We start from the raw sequence: 19,574 nt of genomic DNA, 5'->3' as shown, positions 1-19,574 counted from the left end.
CCCATGAGTACCCCCCAACTCCTGATGATCGAAGACGACACCCGGCTGGCCCACATGGTGGGCGAGTACCTGACGCAGTCGGGTTTCGGCTTCAGCCACGCCGCTGACGGCGGCAGCGGGCTCGAGATGCTGCAGCAGCGCAGCCCTGACCTCGTCATCCTCGACCTGATGCTGCCCGATACCGACGGGTTGGAGATCTGCCGCCGCATCCGGGCGTTGCCCAACGGGCTCGCCAAGGTCTCGGTGCTGATGCTCACCGCCAAGGGCGATCCGATGGACCGCATCATCGGCCTCGAGATCGGCGCCGACGACTATTTGCCGAAGCCCTTCGAACCGCGTGAGCTGCTCGCCCGCATCCGCGCCGTGCTGCGCCGCCGCGGCGAAGGCGCGGCCGATTCGAGCGCACCTTCGGTGATGCGCTTCGGCTCGCTCGAAATCGATCGCAATGCGCGCACGGTCACCGTCAGCGGCGATCCGGCGGACCTCACTTCCTACCAGTTCGACTTGCTGACCGCGATGGCGGAGCGCGCCGGCCGCGTGCTGACGCGCGACCAGATCATGGAAGCCGTGCGCGGCCGCGAGCTCGAAGCCTTCGACCGCTCGATCGACGTGCACATGGGCCGCATCCGCGCCGCGATCGAGATCGATGCCAAGAATCCGAAGCGCATCCTCACCGTGCGCGGTGTCGGCTACGTGTTCGCCAAGCAGCAAGACTGAACCGTCGATGCTCCTGAAGCTTTACCAGCGTCATCTCTACGTCCGCATCTGGCTGGCGGTGGTCGCGGGTGTCTTCATCCTCACGCTGACCGCCAACTGGATCGTGCGAGAAGCCGCCGAGTACGAACGCGAAAGGCTGGCGCCCGTACCGCGCGACGTCGTGGTGCTGGACGACCAGGACCGTGCCATCGGCGGCGGCAAGGCCACGCGCGTGCCGGGCCAGGGGCTGGAGTTCGACGTGACGCTGAACGACGGGCGCTCCCTCACGCTGCGGGTCGCGCCACGCGATCGCCCGCCTCCGCCGTCCGCTTTGGCACCATGGCGCTCGCCATTCGGACTGGGCTGGATGGTCGCGCTGGTTGGTGTGGCCGTCGCGCTGGGCGTCTACCCGATCGTGCGGCGGATCACCAAACGACTCGAGGTGTTGCAGCGCGGCGTACAACGCTGGGGCGAAGGCGACCTCTCGGTGCGCGTCGCCGAGGACGGACAGGACGAGGTGGCCGATCTTTCCAATCGCTTCAATGCCGCCGCGGCCCGCATCGAGCAACTGGTGCGCTCGCACAAGTCGCTGCTCGCCAATGCCTCGCACGAGCTGCGCTCTCCGCTCACGCGCATCCGCATGGGCCTGGAGCTGATGGGCGAGCGTCCCAGCCTCGCCGCGCGCGACGAAATCTCGCGCAATATCGGCGAACTCGACCAGCTGATCGACGAGATCCTTCTCGCGAGCAGGCTCGACGCCAAGGAAGCCGACATGGGCACAGTCGAGACCGTGGACCTCACCGGCCTCGCGGCCGAGGAATGTGCGCGCGTGGACGCCGATCTCGATGTGATCGACGGCACCGACGGCGACGTGCTCACGGTGCGCGGCGTGCCGCGCCTGCTGCGCCGTGCGATCCGCAACCTCCTGGAAAACGCCCGTCGCTACGGTGCCGGCGAAACCAGCGTGGAACTTGGAAGCCGCAACGGTGCGGCGGAGATTCGCGTCAACGACCGCGGCCCCGGGGTGCCCGCGGCGCTGAGGGAGCGCATTTTCGAGCCGTTCTATCGGCTGCCTGGCGCCAGCGAGAGAAACGGCGGAGTCGGCCTTGGCCTGGCACTGGTCAAGTCGATCACCGAGCGCCACGGCGGCAATGTACGCTGCGAAGACCGCCCAGGCGGCGGCGCGAGTTTCGTCATCACATTGCCGCACTGATTGGCTCGCCCCCAGGTTGGCTCACTTCGTGTAGCCGCCCACCCCCTGCCGGGGGCGACACCAGCGGCCCGGCGGAGCCGGTTCCGCGGTGTTTCTCGAACAAGTTACCTCTCTAGAATCGCGCCCCATGCAGAGATCGAACATCGTCCGTCCCGCAGCCATGTTCTGGGGGCTCACTGTGTTCATGCCCGTCGGGGCTACCTATGCGGCGGCGGTTTTGCTGCTGATCACGTTGTTCTGCGCCGGCGGGCTGCGTGAACGCGCGGCGCGCCTTCGCGCGAATCCGCTGTGGTGGCCCGTCGTGGTCTACGTGGCCTGGACGCTCATCGTGCTGGCTGTCGGGCGGCACTACCCGCAGACTGGCTCGAACCTGGGCCATGGACTTCGCATTGCCGCCACGGTTCTGATGGCGCAGGCGCTCACTCGCGACGAAGCCCTCTGGGCACTGCGCGGCTTCTGGCTCATCGGGCTCGTGAACTTCGTGCTGATCGCGCTGTACTACACGGTGGGACTGCCGGTGCTGGAAGTGTGGCGCGGGGTGTTGATGCCGGTCGGCAACAAATCCATCAGCAACGCCCTGCTCTTCACCATCATGGGCGCAACGGCCGCGGTGTACGGCATCCAGGCGATCAGGGAACATCAGTTTGTTCGGCGGGCACTGCCGGCCTTTGCGCTCACGCTGGTGGTGGCTGTGGTCATCACGCTCGCGCTCGTCTCGCGCACCTCGCTGCTTGCGTTGATCCTGGCGATCGCGGCGGCCTGCGTGCACCAATGGCGCAAGCAACTCGAAGTGCTCGCGATCGCGATCGCGCTGGTCGCCGTAGTGGCAGCAGTCGGCATCTGGAACACGCCTTCAGTCCAGCAGAAGTTCGAGCTGGGCCTGCAGGAACTCGAAGCCGCACAGGCGGGCGCGGTGTCAGAAGGCAGCTGGGTGGTGCGCTACTACATGTACCGCGACACCGCGCGCATGATCGAGGACAAGCCGGTCATGGGCTGGGGCATCGGCGGCTGGACAGAGCAATGGCACCTGCGCGGACCCAAGCTCCTGGCGGACTACAACATGCCGCACAACGACTTTCTCTGGATGGGCTCGCAAGCCGGCATCCCGGGCTCGCTGAGCCTGCTCGCGATCATTCTCACGGCGCTGTGGGTTGCGTGGCGACGCAACGACCTGGCCGGTTGCCGGGCCTTTGCCGCCATCCTGATCATGCTGATCGCGACAAGCCTGAACTCCGCGCTTCGTGATGCGCAGATCGGGCTGTCGCTCCTGTGGGTGACGATGGTTTACCTGCGGCTCGCGCAGGAACCGGGCGATGCCTGGCGCGAGCTCGTGCCGCGCCGGATCGCCCTGAAGCTCAGTGGTGGTGACCCACCGCCTCGCCCGCTTTGAGACGGTAGACCGTGCCGCAATAAGGGCACTTGGCTTCGCCGGTCCGGGCAACGTCGAGATAGACCTTCGGGTGCGCGCTCCAGAGCGGCATGTCGGCCTTCGGGTTCGGGCAGAACACGCCGCCCTGATCGTTCAGGTCCTTGGCGAGCAGTTCGATGACGGCTTTGGGAGACGACATGGTTTTTAGATCTTCGTGAGCCAGTGGGCGTACTTGGGGTTGCGTCCGTTCACGATATCGAAGAACGCGTTCTGGATCTTTTCGGTGACGGGGCCACGCGAACCCTTGCCGATCTCGACGCGGTCGAGTTCGCGGATCGGCGTGACTTCGGCCGCAGTGCCCGTGAAGAAGGCTTCTTCAGCGATGTAGACCTCGTCCCGCGTGATGCGCTTCTGCACGACTTCGATGCCGAGGTCCTTGCAGATGTGCAGGATGGTATTGCGGGTGATGCCGTTGAGCGCGCCGGCCGACAGGTCGGGCGTGTAGACCACACCACCCTTGACCACGAAGATGTTCTCGCCCGCGCCTTCGGAGACGAAGCCGCTTGCGTCCAACAGCAGGGCTTCGTCGTAGCCGTCGTCCAACGCCTCCATGTTGGCCAGGATGGAGTTGCTGTAGTTGCTCACCGCCTTGGCTTGCGTCATCGTGATGTTGACGTGATGTCGCGTGTAACTCGACGTCTTGACGCGGATGCCGCGCTTCATGCCTTCTTCGCCGAGGTAGGCCCCCCAGGACCATGCGGCGACCATCGCGTGGATGCGGTTGCCCTTGGGGCTGACGCCGAGCTTCTCGGAGCCGATCCACACCAGCGGGCGCAGGTAGCAGCTGTCGAGATTGTTGGTGCGCACCACCTGTTTCTGCGCCTCGTTGAGCTGTTCGGGCGTGAACGGGATCTTCATGCGCAGGATCTTGGCGCTGTTGAAGAGGCGCTCCGTGTGCTCCGCCAGGCGGAAGATCGCCGTGCCGTCGACCGTCTTGTAGGCGCGCACGCCTTCGAAGACACCGCAGCCGTAGTGCAGCGTGTGGGTCAACACGTGGATCTTGGCTTCGCGCCAGTCCACGAGATCACCATCCATCCAGATCTTGCCGTCACGGTCGTCCAGTGCGGGGGGCAGCGCGCTCATGTTCTAGGTCCTCAGGCGTTTGGGGGGTAAGTCGCAAAAGCTTTCGATTTTACGACCGCGACCGTCGGCACCGCACCGACAATGCTCAGCTTTGCCAATCGCCAGAGAAAAGGGTTTCAGTGTCCGTCTTCAAGAATGTCATCGTCTACCGCATCGAGCCTACGTGGTCGCAGTCGCTCGATCAGGTCGAGAAGTGCCTCGATGCGCAGCGCTTCGTCCCCTGCAGCCCTTCGCAGGAGAAGTCCACCGGCTGGGTCGAGCCTCGCGGCGAAGACCACGGTCCGCTCGCCGAATCGATCGGCGGCCAGTGGCTGCTCGAATTCATGGTCGAAAGCAAGACGCTGCCGGCCTCGGTGGTTCGCCGCAAGGTCGACGAGCGCGCCGCGCAGATCGAGGCCACCACCGGCCGCAAGCCCGGCAAGAAGGAAAAGAAGGAACTCAAGGAAGACGTCACGCACGAGCTACTGCCGCTGGCCTTCACGCGGCACGCGCGCGTGGCGGTGTGGATCGATCCTGCTGCGCGCCGGCTGGTGGTCAATTCGAGCAATGCGGCACGCGCGGATGAAGTCGTGACGAACCTGGTGAAGGCGCTGGACGGCTTTGCGGTCGCGCTGATCAACACGCAGGTCGAGCCTGCCGTCGCGATGTCGAACTGGCTGTCGACCCAGGAGCCGCCGGCCGGCTTCACGATCGACCGCGAATGCGAACTCAAGGCCAGTGACGAATCGAAGGCCGTGGTGCGCTATGCCAAGCATCCGCTCGACATCGAGGAAGTGCGGCAGCACATCGCCGATGGCAAGCGACCGACCCGCCTTGCGATGACGTGGGACGACCGCGTTTCATTCGAGCTGACGGAAGGTCTGCAGATTCGCAAGATCGTATTCCTGGAAGGCACGCTCGACGACGCGCCGGCCTCGGGCAAGGAAGACAACTTCGACGCGGACGCCGCGATCGCGACGGGTGAACTCGGCCAGTTGGTGCCCGAATTGCTCGACGCGCTGGGCGGTGAAATGCAACTGGGCGCGGCGACGGTCAATGCAGCGCCTGCGGCCGTCAAAGCCACGCCAAACGCGGAAGAAGCGCTGGCCGACGAGTCGGCGCCGTTTTAAACGGGCGGGCGCAGGGCGTCCGTCGCGCCGGGCTTCACGGCGTCGGCGCTGGGCGCATCCGCCTGCGCACCATCGTCCTCGACCGTCTCTGGCACCTCCGGCCGCACCATCTTCCATTCGGTGAGCTTGCCGCCGACGAAGGTGGCATCGACCCACGAGCCGCCCGCGTCGGTCCAGCGGAACACTTCGGGCTGGGTGTCCTTGGGCGTACGGAGTTCGCCGATCGCGCGCGTCATCGCGACCACGTGCAGCAGGGTCGCCTTCGGCTTGAGCTTCGCGTTGAGCATCACGGCGCTCGCCACCGAGCCGATGGGCCGGTCGGCCGCGCGCCTCAAGACCGTGATCGCGCGATTGATATTCAAAAGAACGAACATGATCATGGCGCCGGCGGCAAGCGCCACGCCGGCCCAGCCATAGCTGCGATAGGCCCCGCCGATCAATACGATGCCAACGATGGGGACGAGGATCTTGCCGAAATTCATGGGGCCGATTGTCGCGCGACTTTTTTCCGAGGAGCCCGGGCGGTGCGGCACGTCGCCAAATGAGACAACGACATCCGTCTTCCTCTTACATCCACGCCGAAGAAAACACAAAAAAGTACGGAAGGAGGAATCCTCTTCATGACGAAGTACTGCGACGCGTGTCACTCGGCGAACATCGATCGTGCCAAATATTGTTGCTATTGCCACGGCAGGTTTTCGGGTGTCCGCTTCGGCGCTCACACAACTGCCGGCGCCCCCTCCGATTCACTCCCGCCACGTGGCAGATCGCGACTGCCGTCGACGCCAGCAAGAAGACGGGAGCGAGCGCGCAGCACTTCACCGGCCATGCGCGCAGGCTTGCTGTTGATTTTTCTCGTGTTGCTGTTCGGGCCTTTCACGCATTGGAATTCCGACGCTTCCCCCGAGCGCTGGTCGTCGGTCAAGAGTTCGGTCGCCTCCGCATGGGATTGGTCCGCCGCATCCATCGCCGACACCATCAAGCCGCTCCTGACGAGCATGTCGCCGAACGGGCAGACAGAGCCAGAGCCCGATGCCGCACCCCTGACAACCGCCGCTGCGCCAGCGAAGCGGAGTGACGATGCTGGAGGCAAGAGTTGCACCGACGCGCAAGCGGCGCTGTCTCTGTGCCCCAAGCATTAGCAGAAGGTAGTTGGTAGAGCTTCAGCCGATCGGTAAGCCACGGCGAGGATCGGCGCATTCATGTTCGTCAGTGCCCCGAGGCCAACGCCACGACGGCGTCGACGAAAGCCTGCGGCGCCTCCTGCGGAACGTTGTGACCGGCCTGCACCACTCGGTGCGTACGCGGCCCGCTGAACTTCGCCGCCTGCGCCTTGCCGTCGCTGGCCGGCACGATGCCGTTGGTCGCGCCGTCCATCGTGATCGTCGGAACGGTGATCACCGGCTGCGTGGCGAGCCGCTTTTCCCACTCGTCGTACTTCGGCTGTTCGGGCTCCAGGCCAAGGCGCCAGCGATAGTTGTGGACCACGATGTCGACGTAGTCAGGGTTGTCGAAAGACGCCGCGCTGCGTTCGAAAGTCGCTTCGTCGTAGTCCCACTTCGGCGAGTTGTTCGTCCACAGGATTTTGGCGATGTCGCGCCGGTTGGCCTTCAGGCCCGCGCGGCCGCGCTCCAGCGCGAAGTAGTACTGGTACCACCAGTCGTGTTCGGCCTTCGCCGGCAAAGGCATTCCGGCAGCAGCGAGATTGGTGACGATGTAGCCGCCGACCGTCAGCAGCCCCAGGCAGCGCTCCGGCCACAGCGCCGCGATGATGCAGGCCGTGCGCGCGCCCCAGTCGTAGCCGACCATCAAGGCGCGGTCGATGCCCAGCGCGTCGAGCAGCGCGATCTGGTCCAGCGCGACGGCGGATTGCTGCGCATTGCGCGGCGCCGACGGGTCGAGAAAGCGCGTTGTGCCGTGACCGCGAAGGTGCGGCACGATCACGCGGAATCCGCGCTCAGCGAGCAGCGGCGCGACGTCGGCATAGCTGTGGATGTCGTAGGGGTAGCCGTGCATCAGCAACACGGGCGTGCCATCGCGCGGGCCGGCTTCGTAGTAGCCGACATCGAGTTCGCCGGCGCGGATCTGACGGATCGGTTCGAGCCTTCGTGGCGCGGCGCCCGAGCCTGCGACGGGCTTCTGCTGCGATGGCGTCGCTGCCTGGGCGAAGGCCGGAAGCAGCGATTCAGCGAGGGCGATCCCGGCGGCTGCGCTGCCCAGGAAGCTGCGGCGTTGAAGTTTGAAGGATTCGGACATGGCGTTCTCCGTGGTGCGATGGAACGGATTCTTTGCCTTTGCCATCGTTCGACCAATAGCAATCTGTTGACTACTTCGTTGCTCGTTGAGCAACACTACGTCATGCGCGAAATCAACCAGAAACGACTGAGGTACTTCCGTGAAGTCCTCACCCACGGCTCGATCCGGGCCGCAGCGGACAGCCTCAACACCGCGCCGTCGGTGATCACCCGACAGGTGGCGTTGCTGGAGGAGGAACTCGGGCTGGACCTGTTCGAGCGGCAGGCCCGGGGCGTCGTGCCGACCGATGCCGCCCAGCACTTGCTCGAATACTGGCGCGGCTGCCAAGCCCATCAGGAGCAATTGGCCGAGCGGCTCCGCGCGGTCAAGTCACTTGAAGCCGGCACAGTCAGGATCGTCGCGAGCGAGGGCTTCATCGACGGCCTGCTGGATCAGGTCGTCTCGGCCTTCTGTGCCGCGCACCCGAAGCTGAACGTCGTGGTCGATGCCGTGCCCGCCAATGAACTCGTGCGCGCAGTCGTCGACGACGAGGCGCACATCGGCCTCGCGTACAACCCGCCTGCCGAGCCTCGGCTCGAAGTCGTCGCAACTGCAGCCGCGCCGGCCAAGCTGCTTGTTCGTGCTGGCCATCCGCTCACGCGGTTCGGCGGGCCGCTGCATCTGCGGCAGATCACGGGATATCCGCTGGGACTCATGCCGGCGGGCTACGGCGTCGGGATCCTCGTCGAGTTGCTCGAATACGCCGAGAACGTGAAGCTGCATGCGACCCTGCGCAGCAACTCGGTGGCGGCGCTCAAGCGATTCGTGCGGACCACGGATGGGGTGACCTTCATCGGCGCCGGGCTGGCTGCGGCGGCGGAGGTCGATGCGGGGCATCTTGTGGCGCTCGATCTGGCGCACCCGCTTTGCCGGTCGGCGCAAGTCAAGCTGATCGTTCGCGGTGGTCGGCCGTTGTCGATTGCGGCGAGCAGCTTGCTTGGCGAGATTCGGGAAAAGTTCTCGGTCTTTCAGGGGCCGGGCCGGCGAGCCCGAAGCACAGCACCAGCGCGAACGAAGTTGCCTGCGCCCAGGTAGGTGCTTCCCTCGACCTTCATTCATCAAGAATCGAGAAGCTCAGCAAGAAAATATATCGCTTTCGGTGATGAGAGCCACTGCTTAGAGTCTGGCTACCTGAACTCTCGCCGTGATGACTCTCATGACCACGCCCCACACACCGATTCCGTTTCACCTCGCGTTTCCCGTGCGGGACATTGACGAGGCCCGCGCGTTCTATGGCGAGCTGCTGGGTTGCCCGGAGGGCCGAAGCGCGCCCGAATGGGTCGACTTCAATTTCTACGGCCACCAGATCGTGGCGCACCTGGCCCCCGATGAATGCGGCCATCATCAGCACAGTGCCGTCGACGGGCACGACGTCCCGGTGCGCCACTTCGGCGCCGTGCTCCCGATGGACCAGTGGCAAGCCATGGCCGACAAGCTCATCGCACACAAGACCCCATTCGTCATCGAGCCCTACATCCGGTTCAAGGGCGAACCGGGCGAGCAAGCGACGATGTTCTTCCTCGACCCTTCGGGCAACGCCATCGAGATGAAGTCGTTCGCGAACCTGGATTCGTTGTTCGCCGTGGCGTGATTGGTGATTACCTTGAGGGCGTGCTTCCCGAAGCGCCGCTTCGCATGCGGGTCGCTGCGCGCATCGCGTGGTTCACCGCCTCCGGTGAGCCAAAGTCTTCGAGCTTCACGACGTCAATGCCCTTGAAGTTGTCGCGCTCGTTCGTCACCCCCACAAATGCGACGCGAGCTTCTCGGGCTGCGTCCAGGTCACCAAGCGAATCGCCGAAGAACACGATCTCCTCATTGGGATGCTGCTTCGAGATTTCCGCCAGAGCCTTGGCCTTTGGGGTGTGACTCCCGTAGACCCCGGCGAAGCAGTGAAGGAGGCCATTCCGGACGAGCTGGTCGCGTACCTCCTCTTCCGGAGCCGTCGAACTGACATAGAAGGCATGGTCGCCCCTGGCAGCGAACGCCTTGATGCCCTCGACAAGCGGCGCGACAGCGAGCGACGCCTCAAGGCTTTTCGCATATCGCGCAAGGTACTGAGCCAGTCGTTCCTGTGTGGCCTCGACGCCGACGATGGTTTCGAGTATCGCCATCAGCTTGTCGCGTCGGGCAACGCCGCCGTTGTCGAGGATGTAGGCATCGATGGCCGCACACTTGTCCGGGTAGTCGGCGAACAATGCCAGCATTGACCTGTGCTTGACGAAGTTCGATCGGATGATCACGCCGTCGAGGTCAAGGACAACCACAGGCTTTCTGGTTGGATGGCTGCTCTCCAGCCCAGCTCCGGAGTCGACCCTCGCCTGTTCCGTCACGCGGTGATCTCGATTCGGTTGCCGTCCGGGTCGAGGACGACGCTCTCGTAGTAGCCGTCCCCGGTTCTTCGAGGACCGTCAAGCACTGGATATCCGTCGTCCTTCAGGCGCCGCGTGAGTTCGTCGACGAGCGCCTCCGACCCCAGCGACACCGCGAAATGCGTCAAGCCCATACGCTGAGCACCCGGCTCGATGGCGACAGGGCGTAGCGAGGTCGTCTTCATGACCTCGATGCGCGCCCCTTCCTTGAAGCTGAGGAAACAAGACTCGAAGCCCTTCGACGCGTTGATGTAGCCGCTGCCGGCAATGGCGCCGAAATATCGCGTGTAGAACTGCTTGCAACGCTCAAGGTCATCAGTCCAAAGGGCAATATGCTCGATGCGCATTGGATTCCTGTTCAACACTCAATCCTGAATTCTTCGAGGCCATGACGGAGGAGTTCTCTGATCGACCAGGAGATCACATATCACCCTTGCGCACTTCATAGCGCAACTCGACCATGCCAATGCCCATCTGGCGGACAGACACCAGGCGCAGAACCGGGTTCAGCACTCTGCGCGGGAAAAGCGGCTTCCCCTTGCCGAGCGTGGCCGAACCAACCTGGACAACAAGTTCGTCCAGCAACCCAGCATCGTAGAACTGACCCGCGAGATCTCCGCCTCCAACGATCCAGATGTTTTGGGTTCCAGCAGCGGCTCGCATTGCGGCATGAGCATGTCGCACATCGCCATTGACGAATCGGATGTTCCCACCTTCGATGGTTGGAAGCTTGCGACTCGAGAAGATCCAGGCTGGCTGAGCATAGGGCCATGTCGAGCCAGTCTCAGCGGCAACCTTTTCTGCGTTGCGCACCATCCACTCGTAAGTCGCCGATCCCATTGCCAACGCACCCACATTGGCGATGAACGCCGGATAGCTGGAGGCATTCAAGTCGCCAAGCGGAAACAGCCAGTCGAGCGAGTCATCCTCGGTCGCAATGAACCCGTCGAGACTTGTTGCTGTGAAGTACTGGGTTTTCATTCGCGCCTCGTGCTGTTCAGGGGCCAAGGAGAAATTCCACGGTCTTCGTCCACCAACCATGGTCCAGGTGCGCCTGCCAGTTGTTGTGCTCGGCACCTTTGACCAAGGTCAATCTCTTGGGATCGGGTAGTGCCTCATAGAGTGCCCGCCCGAAGGTTGGCGGCACGACACTGTCGCGCTCCGCAATGACGACCATGATCGGACGACCGAAGTCCCGCAGGTTCGTCTCGCTGTCGTAACGATCGCGCAGTAGCCATCGAACAGGCAGCCACGGGTAGTGATACGCCGCCACGTTCTCCAGGCGGTTCCATGGCGTGATCAGCAGCAGTCCTGCGACCCGGTTCCGCTGCCGCCCAGCCGCTGCCGCCGCGACGCCAGAGCCCAAGGACTCCCCGACGATCATGAGCGGTGCGCCATACATCTCGTAGGCCAGCCTGATCGTCTCATCGGCATCGTCCACGAGACTGGTCTCACCGACGCTGCCATCCCGCGGGCCATACCCTGGGTACTCGGCAAGTATGACGCGCAGGCCATGCGCCTCGAGTGTTTCTGCGTAGTACGCGCGATCGCCCGCATGGCCTGCATTGCCATGGAAAACAATCGCCGTGCCACGCTTCGAGCCAGCGGAATCAGCGATCAATCCGCGGAATTCGCCGGCTGAAGGCCAAGGTCGAAGACCGGCAGACGCCAAGTCTGAAATCTCGGCCTTTGCGGGATAGTAGAGGAGGCGGTCTTGAAGTGACACGAGGGCGAGGACGGGGGCGACAAGCGCTGTCAGAAGGAGAAGGCCGCACCACACGATCCGAGAAATGATTCGTGCATTCTTCATGTGAATCCGTCTGCGCGGAAGCCCTATCGCGCCTCGGCGGCCTCTCGAAGACACTCCGCGAACTGCGCGACGACGGGCGGGCTGGCCCGGGGCTTGCGCCTGAGCAGGCCGATCTGGCGGTAGAACGTCGATTCCCCCAACGAGATCGCGCGCACGCCCGGCGGCAGCGGAAGGTGCGCCTCGACCAACGGCACCAGCGCGACGCCCAAGCCCTTCGATGCCAGATGGATGAGTCCCGATATTTCATCGATCTCGATGGAATCGTGGACCGCAAGACCCTCGCGGCGCAGGAATCCTTGCACCAGCCGCCCGCCGAACGAGGCGCGGTCATAGCGAAGGAAGGGCTGCGACTGGATGAGCGTTCGCCAGTTCTTTCCCGGCACGGTCTTGGGTGCGATGAGGACATAGGGCTCGTGCACCAGGGCCTGCCATGTCAATTCAGGCAGCACGCCGAACGGCGGCCGGATGATCAGGGCCGCATCGATTTGTCCGGCGTCCAGATCGTCCATCAGGCGCATCGACACGCCGGGCGACACATGCACGAGCACCTGCGGAAGCGCCTTGCGAAATCGTTCGAGCGCACGCGCCAGAAGCGTCGGTTGCGCCGAAGCAATGGCCCCGATGCGCAGGAGCCCGCGCGTGGACGTGTCGCTGGGTGGATCGCCGAGCTTTGCGTAGAGCGCGCAGATTTCCTCCGCACGCGCGAGCGTTGTTTGACCTGCCGCGTTCAAGGTGGCGGACCGCCCGGTCCGGTCGAAGAGTTCGAAGCCCAAGGCTTCTTCGAGCCGCTTGATCTGGCTGCTGACCGCTGACTGCGTCAGGCCGATGCGCTCTCCTGCGGCCGCAAAGGTGCCATGCTTGCGCACGGCAATGAATGTCTGGAGTTCGCTGATCACCGATCGAGCATCTCAAGGATCGATGCTTGGGTCAACGATGCATCGACATTCGTTGTGGTCTGGCGTATCGCATGCCCTCTTCCCAAGTGCCCTTCATCTTCGCAAGGAGTTCTGTCGGCACCCGCGCATCGCCTTTGGCCTCTTCGAGGATCTGGTGCATAGCCCCGGCAATGGCTTCGAGCACGCGAGCAGGCTGGCTCACGCCGCAAACCCGGCGGCCGAAATCGTGGAGCTCTTCGGTGGTCGGGTAGGCCTTGGTTCGATGCCTGCCTGCGAAAAGCTTGAGCGCCAGCGTACGGTCCTCGAGCTCGGGGCCTCCTTGGTACTGCGCGTACTTGTAGATGGAGGTTGTCACAACGTCGAACATCGGGGCGAGCCATACCTCGGCAGAGGAGCGGTACAGCACGCCGAAGTTCTTCAAGTGCGCGTCGCCATTGCGAACCATGATGGAAAAGGCTACCTGCTGGAAGAACCGGTGCAAGTTGTCGCTGTGCAGTTGCAGCTGTCGCAACAGCTCGGCGATCCGTTGGTAGCTGCCTTGGTACTTTCTGTCCGACAGAACGTCACGTACGCGCAGGCCTGCCAAGGCGGCGACGTCCTCGAAGCCGAGCCGCTCAATGCGGCCGCCTTCGTGGGCCACCAAGTCGAATCGGTCCAGTATCAGCATCTGTCCATCGTCGGAGAGGGCGAACGAGGGGACATCGATGCCGGCGCTCCGGGCCGCGCTCAAGCACAGGTACTCATTGGCGGCCAGTCCCGGGTAAGCCGCGCTGGCAGCTTTCACGATGAGCGATGGGATGGGGACCGTCGGGCGGTCCGGGACCATGATCTTGGGTTGCATACCTGCAATCCCGGCGCCGGTACTCAGATAGGCGGCCACCAATTCGTTGAAGATCTCCGGCGTATAGCGCGTCTTGAGCAGTTCTTCCTTGCTCAGCGTCCGTGGTGCCGAAGGAACCGGCAACTCCGAAAGGCTGTATCCCAGCCGGCCGATGCCGTTGCGGCCGACCAATGCCAGCAGATGCATGGGCGTCATCGGCTGCTTGGGAAACAGCGCCCGAATCTTCATGAACAAGTCGCCCTCGGGCAGGTTCTGGTCCATCGGGGCGAACAGGTCGCCGTCTTGCCAGGTCAGGCGCTCCCGCGGTGACATCAGCAAGGCCACTGTCGGCTGCTCAGGGTCCGGACTCAGATAGCGGAACTCGTAGGTCGAGGTTTTGAGCAGCTGTCCCGCAAGCTCGGCGTCACCGATCGAGACCGAGAGGGCACGAATTTTTTCAGGAAGCATCGTCCTCTTCCTGGAAGCGGCGTGCGACCTCTTCGGCCGAAGGCAGACCGACTCGCTCCAGGCTCATTCCCAAGCCCAGAGCGCCCAGCACGGCCATCAGGGACGACACGGTGGTGTCTTCACCGGCCTCCAGCCGGTAGATGACCTCCCGAACCTTTCCGGCCTTCTCGGCGAGTTCAGACTTGCTCATTCCCAGAGCTTCGCGGCGCTCGCGTAGCTGGCGGCCAAGTTCGTCAGGCAGACGTGCGATGTCAGTCATAGCTGACAATTGTGACCATTCGACCCGTGGTTGCAAGCCATAGCTTCCGCATCCTTGTTGACCCACCGCACAACAAGCTGCAAGCTTTGACTTGCAAAATTCAGCAAGAGTCAGAATTTGTCAGCCATAACTGACACTTGTCGACGAATGATCGCCCAGAAAGACGGATAGTTTCTCAGCCCGGCAATTTCTCACGCTATGCCCCGCTCATTCGCAACGATCGGGCATCTCAAAACCGGAATGAATGGCTAGCATCGCCGCGCCGGCATGCAGCCATGGCGCGGCGCTGAAAAAAATCATTCGAGGAGACCCGACTCATATGGATCGTCGTACTTTTGTCCGCGCCACCGGCGCGGGCGTTGCACTGGGATGTGCCTCGCTGGCGCGTGCGGCCTTCGAGCCCGTCGCCGCAGGCGACGTGATCGCCATCGGCCAGAGCGCGGTGCTCAGCGGCCTGCTGGGGCAGACGGCCCTGGTCATGCAGGCAGGGGCCCGGCTGGCGTTCGACGAGGTGAACGCCCAGGGCGGCATCGGGGACCGCAAGCTGAAGCTGATCGCGCTCGACGACGCCTTCGATCCGGCCAAGGCCCAGGCCAACTACCAGACGCTGATCCAGAAACACAACGTCCTGGCCTGCTTCGGGGGCGTGGGCGCCGCCACCACGCTGGCCGCCCTGCCGCAATTGCGCAGTGGCGGCACGCCCCTGGTCGGCGCGACAGCGGTGGTGGACTCGGTGCGCGACAAGGCCGAAGGCATTGGCTACTTCACGCGGGCCAGCCAGCAGCGCGAAGCCACCGCCCTGGTGCAGCATCTCCACACGCTGGGCATTCGGCGCCTGGCGGTTGGGTACTTCAACTCGAAGGGTGGCGAGGAAGTGCTGGCCCAGATCAGACAGGCGGCAGAGAAGTCCGACATGTCGGTGCTCGGCGCGGCTGCAGTAGACGGGGACGGCGGCAACGCCGCCGCGGCGGGCAAGGCACTGTCGCAGATGCGGGCGCAGGCGGTCATCCTCTACCTCACCGCGGCGCCGGCCGCCGGACTCGTCCAGGCTGTGTGGGCCGACGGCGGCGCGCCCTCCTTCTACGGCATGTCGATCCTGGCCGGCGACGTTGCCGCAAAGTTGCTGGGCCCGCAATCGCGCGGCATCGCGATTTCGCAGGTCACGCCCTTTCCCTGGGACGCTGCCGATGCGGATGCCACCCGCTACCGCCAAGCCGCCCAGGCGGCCAAGGTGCCCCTGGGCTACCACAGCTACGAGGGCTACATCTCCGCCCGCGTGCTGGTCCAGGCGATCCGGCTGGCAGGGCGCGACCTGAGCCGCGCCAGCCTGCATGCCAGCCTGCGCAAGCTCAAGACGCGCGTGGCGACGCTCGACGTCGATTTCAGCGCGGGGCAGAGCACGGGCTCGGAATTCGTCGAACTGGTGCAAGTGCGAAGCGACGGCCGCTACGTGCGCTGAACACGGCGCGCCGAGGAGCTAGCGTGGCTGCAACCCGATGCGGGTGACACCGAATTTCTCAAGCGCTTTCGTGAACACGAACGATCGCTCGAAATCGGGTCGATTGTCCGGTTCGGAGTTGACGCTCCAGCAAATCTCAAAGTTGTCGACAGGCTTTGCCGCCCGGCCGGCGTAGAAGCTCGTGTAGCACTCGCTGACCCTCTCGAGCGCATCCTGGGCATATCGCTTCGCGTTCGCCGGATCGGGCCAATGGACTTGCGCCAGCGCGCAACGAAAACTCAACGCGATCCTCTCTCCGAGGATGGGCTCGGTGTTGAAGTCGCGGAAGAGGTCGCGCAAGCGATTGCAGAAACCCAGCGCAGCGATCAGATCGCCGCGCACCAGGAACAGGAACTCATCACCCGCCGCGTACTTTCTGTAGAAGCGGCGTTGGGTCAACGGGACCTTGGCGAGCGACTCGCTTCCGACTGGAGCGTCGCCAAATTTCTTCTTGTACATCTCCTCGTCCCTGCGCATGGTTGCGTGGATCTTCTGCACGATGCCCCTGAGCAACCGGTCACCGCGTTCAAAACCGAAGTTCTGGTTGACGCTGCTGAAGTCATGGATGTCGAGGAGGATCAGGTGCCCTTCGCGCTGCAGACCCTGAGCCAGCGCGAACATGGAAAAGTCTTCTTCAAGACGGTCCTGCCGAGGTATGCCGGTGACGACGTCGAGCGTGAAGCTGCGATTGACCGAAGCCAACATCCGCCTGAGATTCTCGATTTCATCGTCCTTGCGCTTGCTCGCCACCTCTTCCGCGAACCAGAGCCTGTCGACCAGAAACCACGCAGCGCTCGCCGCAAGCATCATCGAGAAGATCAACAACGGCCACGAAAGCAGGAGCACCGAGCCATCGACATGCACGATGGTGTCGGCCGGCACCAGGAAGAAGTCAACCAGCGTCTTCCGGAAATCGTCACTCAGCTTGGCCGCCCCCAGCAGCAAGCTTGCGACCGGGCCCACGACCGCGATCACCAGTTTGGGATTGACCGGCCTGAGTTTCATGCGGGGCTCACAACGCTACCGGAACCACTCGGCCGACGAGAGGTAGCTTCTGTCGCTTCTCCCCCCCACGGCCAGAACCAGGCCGTGCCCCCCGCAACCAGCATCTGGCCGTCGGGCAGCAGAACGGCAGCGGCAGAGGCATGCACGTGCTTCATGCTGCCGGCGAGCGACCAGGCGCCGGTCTTCGGATCGAACAGTTCGGCAGTGGCGCCGTCGCCGCGGCCTCGCCGACGGCCTGGACCTTTCGCGACATCATCTTGATCCCCCGCCGCAGCCCCCGTGCAACGGGGTGGGCCGCGCATGTTCAGTAGAAAGCGGTGCCTTTCGCCTGCCCGAAGTAGATCTCGTCGGGTGGGTGCCTGTCCAGCGATGCGTGCGGAGGCCGGACGACGCCAGAGAGGATTGATCGTATGCTCCCGGCGGATGACGCTCCGACTGCGATTCACGGCTCGGACCCGCTGGAGGTGCATCGGAATCGCTGTGACGGTTGCATGCGGCAGTGCGGGGGGACAGACCGCGCCACCGCATGACCCGGCCATGCCGGTGCCCGGCGCAGCTGAAACCGCCCGCGCGCAAGCCGGTCCCGACAAACATTCCGATGCCGGGACGGAGGCGTCCGCGTCGGCGTCCGCGTCGGCGTCGGCGTTGCTCGAGCGCGGCCGCGCCTCCCTGCGTGCCGGCGATCGGTACGCGGCCCTCGCCGCCATCGCGCAGGCCCGACGCCTGCAACCCGACAACGCCGAGATTGCCCAGGCCCTGGCCGATGTGCTGATGGAACTGGGCGCCCCGAGTGCCGCAGCCCAGGTGCTGGGCGCGCGCGCTGACCCAGGCGTGCGCAGCCGCGTCGCCGGTCAGCGCCTGCGCTGGGCCATCGACATACCACCGCGTTCGCCGGACCCGCGGCGGCGCTTCGATGATGTGGATGCGGCATTGGCACGGCTGGACGCGCTGCTGGTCGAGGCGCGCACCGCCGCCCCGCCGGATACCGGGCTCATCACCCGCCTGGAGCGCGACCGTGCGGTGGCCCTGCGCCATCGCGAGCGCTGGCAGGAGGCGGTCGACCAAGTGGGCGCGCTGCGCGAAGCGGGGGACACGCTCCCCGCCTATGTCCTGCGAGCAGAAGCGGACGCACTGCTCGCTCTGCGCCGCCCGATGGATGCTCGCCGCGTCTACGAAGAAGCCCTGCAGCGCCTGTCACCGGCCGAGCGCGCGGATGACGACGGGCCGTGGCGCTCGATCATGGTGGGGCGCGCGTACGCCGAGGAAGAGAGCGAAGACTTCGATGCGGCCTTCGCCACTGTTGACGCCCTGCTGGCCGCCGCTGGCCCTCCTTTTCGCAGCGCCGGCGAGTTCCAGACGCCGCGCGAGAACGACGCCTGGCTCGAGGCAAAAGCGCTCGACGCCGCCATACGCAGCTACGCGGACATGCCGGCCGAGGCGTGGGCACGGATCGCACCGCTGGAGCAAGGCGCGCCGGCGCTGCCTTGGCTGCGGGCGCAAGCGGCCGATGTCGCTGCGCAGCAGGGCTGGCCTCGCTTGGCCGAAGACGACGTGGACACCGCCGCGGCCCTCGCGCCGGAAGACTTCGGCGTCCGCGTGCAGCAGGTGGATTCGGACACGCGCCGACATCGCCTGCTGCGGGCCGATGAGCGCCTGGCGCCGTTGCTGGAAGAGGGCGCGGACATCCCGCGCGTGCAGCAGGTTCGTCGGGAACTCGACGCCGCAATGGGCCCCAGCCTGAGCTTCGAGCTCGGAGGAAGGCACACCAACAGCCAGGCACTTCAAGGGCCGGGGAATGGCGGTGAGGCCAGTCTTCAGGTCGAGTCCTCGACCTTCGCCGGAACATGGCGGCTCATCGGCATGGCCGACAGCAGCTCCGACTCGCTGGAGGAAGGCCGCGCCGAGCGCCATCGCTTCGGCGGCGGCGTGCAGGCCCGCTGGCCCGATTGGAAGCTCAATGCGTTGGCATGGTCCCAGACGGGCTCCCTGAACACTTCCGGCGGTTCGCTCGCCGCTCAGTGGGAGCCCACCGATCACTGGACCTTTCTGGCGGACGCCGCCAAGCATTCGCCCGACGCCCCGTTGCGCGCCGACTTCCACGGCATCACCGCGGACGCCGTGCGCGGCGGTCTGCGCTATGCATGGAGCGAATCGGCGGAGGCGGGCCTGAAAGCGCAGTACATGGACTTCAGCGACGGCAACAGGCGGGACCTGGTGACGATCGACGGCGTCCTCAAGGTGCTCGAGCAGCCCCACCTGCGCGTCACGCTCAAGCCGCGCATCGAGTGGCAGAGCAACAGCCTGTTGGTCACGCCGTATTTCAATCCGAGCGAATCGTGGCTGCCGTCCATCGAGGCTCAGGTCGAACACGTCATGTCGCGCGTCTACGAGCGCACACTCTTGCAGCGGCTGCGACTGACCGTGGGCATGTTCGATCAACGCTTCTTCGGCGAACACGCGGTTGGCGGCGCCGCGTATGAACAGACCTGGCGCCACGATCCATGGACCGAGGTGACCTGGGGCATCGAATGGGCGAGCGCGGTGTACAACGGCCAACGCGAACGCACCCTCAACGGCTACCTGAAGCTCGAACACAAGTTTGGACGATGAGCACGAACCATCCC

Annotated in this window: 21 protein-coding genes; 9 read left to right on the top strand and 12 right to left on the bottom strand. The window is 64.6% G+C overall.

Going from position 1 to position 19,574, the window contains the following annotated elements; translation table 11 throughout:
* Window positions 1–3: 3 nt before the first annotated feature.
* The 3 genes from AC1DN9_RS21770 to AC1DN9_RS21760 all read left to right on the top strand — a co-directional run bounded on the left by AC1DN9_RS21770 (window position 4) and on the right by AC1DN9_RS21760 (window position 3,299).
* Window positions 4–717, top strand: coding sequence for a response regulator (locus AC1DN9_RS21770; RefSeq protein WP_478103629.1), 714 nt, complete (start codon window positions 4–6; stop codon window positions 715–717).
* Window positions 718–724: 7 nt separating this feature from the next.
* A complete protein-coding gene (locus AC1DN9_RS21765; RefSeq protein WP_478103628.1) occupies window positions 725–1,909 on the top strand; it encodes a sensor histidine kinase in 1,185 nt (394 codons plus the stop codon).
* A gap of 127 nt (window positions 1,910–2,036) precedes the next feature.
* Window positions 2,037–3,299, top strand: coding sequence for an O-antigen ligase family protein (locus tag AC1DN9_RS21760; protein ID WP_478103626.1), 1,263 nt, complete (start codon window positions 2,037–2,039; stop codon window positions 3,297–3,299).
* Here the strand turns inward: AC1DN9_RS21760 and AC1DN9_RS21755 are convergent.
* Entirely contained in the window at window positions 3,265–3,477 is a 213-nt protein-coding gene (locus AC1DN9_RS21755) for a zinc-finger domain-containing protein (protein ID WP_478103625.1), read from the bottom strand. The two genes, AC1DN9_RS21760 and AC1DN9_RS21755, sit on opposite strands and share 35 nt — an antisense overlap.
* A gap of 5 nt (window positions 3,478–3,482) precedes the next feature.
* Window positions 3,483–4,421: a branched-chain amino acid transaminase gene (locus AC1DN9_RS21750; protein ID WP_478103624.1), complete on the bottom strand. Its 939-nt coding sequence runs from the start codon at window positions 4,419–4,421 to the stop codon at window positions 3,483–3,485.
* Window positions 4,422–4,540: 119 nt separating this feature from the next.
* Between AC1DN9_RS21750 and AC1DN9_RS21745 the strand changes: the two genes are divergently transcribed.
* Window positions 4,541–5,530: a recombination-associated protein RdgC gene (locus AC1DN9_RS21745; protein WP_478103623.1), complete on the top strand. Its 990-nt coding sequence runs from the start codon at window positions 4,541–4,543 to the stop codon at window positions 5,528–5,530.
* Here AC1DN9_RS21745 and AC1DN9_RS21740 read toward each other — a convergent pair.
* Window positions 5,527–6,012: a glycerate kinase gene (locus AC1DN9_RS21740; protein WP_478103621.1), complete on the bottom strand. Its 486-nt coding sequence runs from the start codon at window positions 6,010–6,012 to the stop codon at window positions 5,527–5,529. The two genes, AC1DN9_RS21745 and AC1DN9_RS21740, sit on opposite strands and share 4 nt — an antisense overlap.
* Before the next feature lie 345 nt (window positions 6,013–6,357).
* On the opposite strand from AC1DN9_RS21740, the gene AC1DN9_RS21735 reads away from it, so the two are divergent.
* The gene (locus AC1DN9_RS21735; RefSeq protein WP_478103620.1) at window positions 6,358–6,672 is read left to right on the top strand and encodes a hypothetical protein; all 315 of its coding nucleotides are present in this window, start codon (window positions 6,358–6,360) and stop codon (window positions 6,670–6,672) included.
* A gap of 67 nt (window positions 6,673–6,739) precedes the next feature.
* On the opposite strand, the gene AC1DN9_RS21730 is transcribed toward AC1DN9_RS21735, so the two are convergent.
* Window positions 6,740–7,786: an alpha/beta fold hydrolase gene (locus tag AC1DN9_RS21730; protein WP_478103619.1), complete on the bottom strand. Its 1,047-nt coding sequence runs from the start codon at window positions 7,784–7,786 to the stop codon at window positions 6,740–6,742.
* 102 nt (window positions 7,787–7,888) lie between these two features.
* On the opposite strand from AC1DN9_RS21730, the gene AC1DN9_RS21725 reads away from it, so the two are divergent.
* Window positions 7,889–8,860, top strand: a complete 972-nt coding sequence (locus AC1DN9_RS21725; RefSeq protein WP_478103617.1) for a LysR substrate-binding domain-containing protein — start codon at window positions 7,889–7,891, stop codon at window positions 8,858–8,860.
* A 166-nt stretch (window positions 8,861–9,026) separates the two neighbouring features.
* Window positions 9,027–9,416, top strand: coding sequence for a VOC family protein (locus AC1DN9_RS21720; RefSeq protein WP_478103695.1), 390 nt, complete (start codon window positions 9,027–9,029; stop codon window positions 9,414–9,416).
* 7 nt (window positions 9,417–9,423) lie between these two features.
* Here the strand turns inward: AC1DN9_RS21720 and AC1DN9_RS21715 are convergent, their stop codons facing one another.
* From AC1DN9_RS21715 to AC1DN9_RS21685, 7 genes are all read right to left on the bottom strand, one after another.
* Window positions 9,424–10,155: an HAD family hydrolase gene (locus AC1DN9_RS21715; RefSeq protein WP_478103616.1), complete on the bottom strand. Its 732-nt coding sequence runs from the start codon at window positions 10,153–10,155 to the stop codon at window positions 9,424–9,426.
* Complete coding sequence (locus tag AC1DN9_RS21710) at window positions 10,152–10,541, bottom strand: VOC family protein (RefSeq protein WP_478103615.1); 390 nt, start codon at window positions 10,539–10,541, stop codon at window positions 10,152–10,154. Before AC1DN9_RS21710 ends, AC1DN9_RS21715 begins: the two co-directional genes overlap by 4 nt.
* Window positions 10,542–10,614: 73 nt before the next feature.
* A complete protein-coding gene (locus tag AC1DN9_RS21705) occupies window positions 10,615–11,175 on the bottom strand; it encodes a dihydrofolate reductase family protein (protein ID WP_478103613.1) in 561 nt (186 codons plus the stop codon).
* A 16-nt stretch (window positions 11,176–11,191) separates the two neighbouring features.
* Window positions 11,192–11,815: an alpha/beta hydrolase gene (locus tag AC1DN9_RS21700; protein ID WP_478103612.1), complete on the bottom strand. Its 624-nt coding sequence runs from the start codon at window positions 11,813–11,815 to the stop codon at window positions 11,192–11,194.
* 212 nt (window positions 11,816–12,027) lie between these two features.
* Window positions 12,028–12,900, bottom strand: coding sequence for a LysR family transcriptional regulator (locus AC1DN9_RS21695; RefSeq protein WP_478103611.1), 873 nt, complete (start codon window positions 12,898–12,900; stop codon window positions 12,028–12,030).
* Between the two features lie 31 nt (window positions 12,901–12,931).
* The gene (locus tag AC1DN9_RS21690) at window positions 12,932–14,188 is read right to left on the bottom strand and encodes a type II toxin-antitoxin system HipA family toxin (RefSeq protein WP_478103610.1); all 1,257 of its coding nucleotides are present in this window, start codon (window positions 14,186–14,188) and stop codon (window positions 12,932–12,934) included.
* The gene (locus AC1DN9_RS21685) at window positions 14,178–14,447 is read right to left on the bottom strand and encodes a helix-turn-helix domain-containing protein (protein ID WP_478103608.1); all 270 of its coding nucleotides are present in this window, start codon (window positions 14,445–14,447) and stop codon (window positions 14,178–14,180) included. Before AC1DN9_RS21685 ends, AC1DN9_RS21690 begins: the two co-directional genes overlap by 11 nt.
* A gap of 319 nt (window positions 14,448–14,766) precedes the next feature.
* Here AC1DN9_RS21685 and AC1DN9_RS21680 point away from each other — a divergent pair, with 319 nt between their 5' ends.
* The gene (locus tag AC1DN9_RS21680) at window positions 14,767–15,906 is read left to right on the top strand and encodes an ABC transporter substrate-binding protein (protein WP_478103607.1); all 1,140 of its coding nucleotides are present in this window, start codon (window positions 14,767–14,769) and stop codon (window positions 15,904–15,906) included.
* Between the two features lie 18 nt (window positions 15,907–15,924).
* Here AC1DN9_RS21680 and AC1DN9_RS21675 read toward each other — a convergent pair whose 3' ends face one another.
* Window positions 15,925–16,950 carry a GGDEF domain-containing protein gene (locus AC1DN9_RS21675; RefSeq protein WP_478103606.1) on the bottom strand — a complete coding sequence of 342 codons (1,026 nt, stop codon included), beginning with the start codon at window positions 16,948–16,950 and terminating at the stop codon, window positions 15,925–15,927.
* Window positions 16,951–17,487: 537 nt separating this feature from the next.
* Here AC1DN9_RS21675 and pgaA point away from each other — a divergent pair.
* Window positions 17,488–19,560, top strand: a complete 2,073-nt coding sequence (gene pgaA / locus AC1DN9_RS21670; protein ID WP_478103604.1) for a poly-beta-1,6 N-acetyl-D-glucosamine export porin PgaA — start codon at window positions 17,488–17,490, stop codon at window positions 19,558–19,560.
* Window positions 19,561–19,574 lie beyond the last annotated feature (14 nt).

This window comes from Variovorax sp. 05L425 (assembly GCF_056397705.1).
The sequence above is the reverse complement of the archived record's forward strand: the minus strand, read 5'-3'. Positions and strand labels throughout refer to the sequence as shown.

Bases quoted from the DNA above. Each gene is read 5' to 3' on its own strand.
- AC1DN9_RS21730 (WP_478103619.1), bottom strand. From the start codon at position 7,786: ATGTCCGAATCCTTCAAACTTCAACGCCGCAGCTTCCTGGGCAGCGCA.
- AC1DN9_RS21690 (WP_478103610.1), bottom strand. From the start codon at position 14,188: ATGCTTCCTGAAAAAATTCGTGCCCTCTCGGTCTCGATCGGTGACGCC.
- AC1DN9_RS21725 (WP_478103617.1), top strand. From the start codon at position 7,889: ATGCGCGAAATCAACCAGAAACGACTGAGGTACTTCCGTGAAGTCCTC.
- AC1DN9_RS21740 (WP_478103621.1), bottom strand. From the start codon at position 6,012: ATGAATTTCGGCAAGATCCTCGTCCCCATCGTTGGCATCGTATTGATC.
- AC1DN9_RS21685 (WP_478103608.1), bottom strand. From the start codon at position 14,447: ATGACTGACATCGCACGTCTGCCTGACGAACTTGGCCGCCAGCTACGC.
- AC1DN9_RS21755 (WP_478103625.1), bottom strand. From the start codon at position 3,477: ATGTCGTCTCCCAAAGCCGTCATCGAACTGCTCGCCAAGGACCTGAAC.
- AC1DN9_RS21735 (WP_478103620.1), top strand. From the start codon at position 6,358: ATGCGCGCAGGCTTGCTGTTGATTTTTCTCGTGTTGCTGTTCGGGCCT.
- AC1DN9_RS21770 (WP_478103629.1), top strand. From the start codon at position 4: ATGAGTACCCCCCAACTCCTGATGATCGAAGACGACACCCGGCTGGCC.
- AC1DN9_RS21760 (WP_478103626.1), top strand. From the start codon at position 2,037: ATGCAGAGATCGAACATCGTCCGTCCCGCAGCCATGTTCTGGGGGCTC.
- AC1DN9_RS21765 (WP_478103628.1), top strand. From the start codon at position 725: ATGCTCCTGAAGCTTTACCAGCGTCATCTCTACGTCCGCATCTGGCTG.
- AC1DN9_RS21680 (WP_478103607.1), top strand. From the start codon at position 14,767: ATGGATCGTCGTACTTTTGTCCGCGCCACCGGCGCGGGCGTTGCACTG.
- AC1DN9_RS21675 (WP_478103606.1), bottom strand. From the start codon at position 16,950: ATGAAACTCAGGCCGGTCAATCCCAAACTGGTGATCGCGGTCGTGGGC.
- AC1DN9_RS21705 (WP_478103613.1), bottom strand. From the start codon at position 11,175: ATGAAAACCCAGTACTTCACAGCAACAAGTCTCGACGGGTTCATTGCG.
- AC1DN9_RS21710 (WP_478103615.1), bottom strand. From the start codon at position 10,541: ATGCGCATCGAGCATATTGCCCTTTGGACTGATGACCTTGAGCGTTGC.
- AC1DN9_RS21750 (WP_478103624.1), bottom strand. From the start codon at position 4,421: ATGAGCGCGCTGCCCCCCGCACTGGACGACCGTGACGGCAAGATCTGG.
- pgaA (WP_478103604.1), top strand. From the start codon at position 17,488: ATGCCGGTGCCCGGCGCAGCTGAAACCGCCCGCGCGCAAGCCGGTCCC.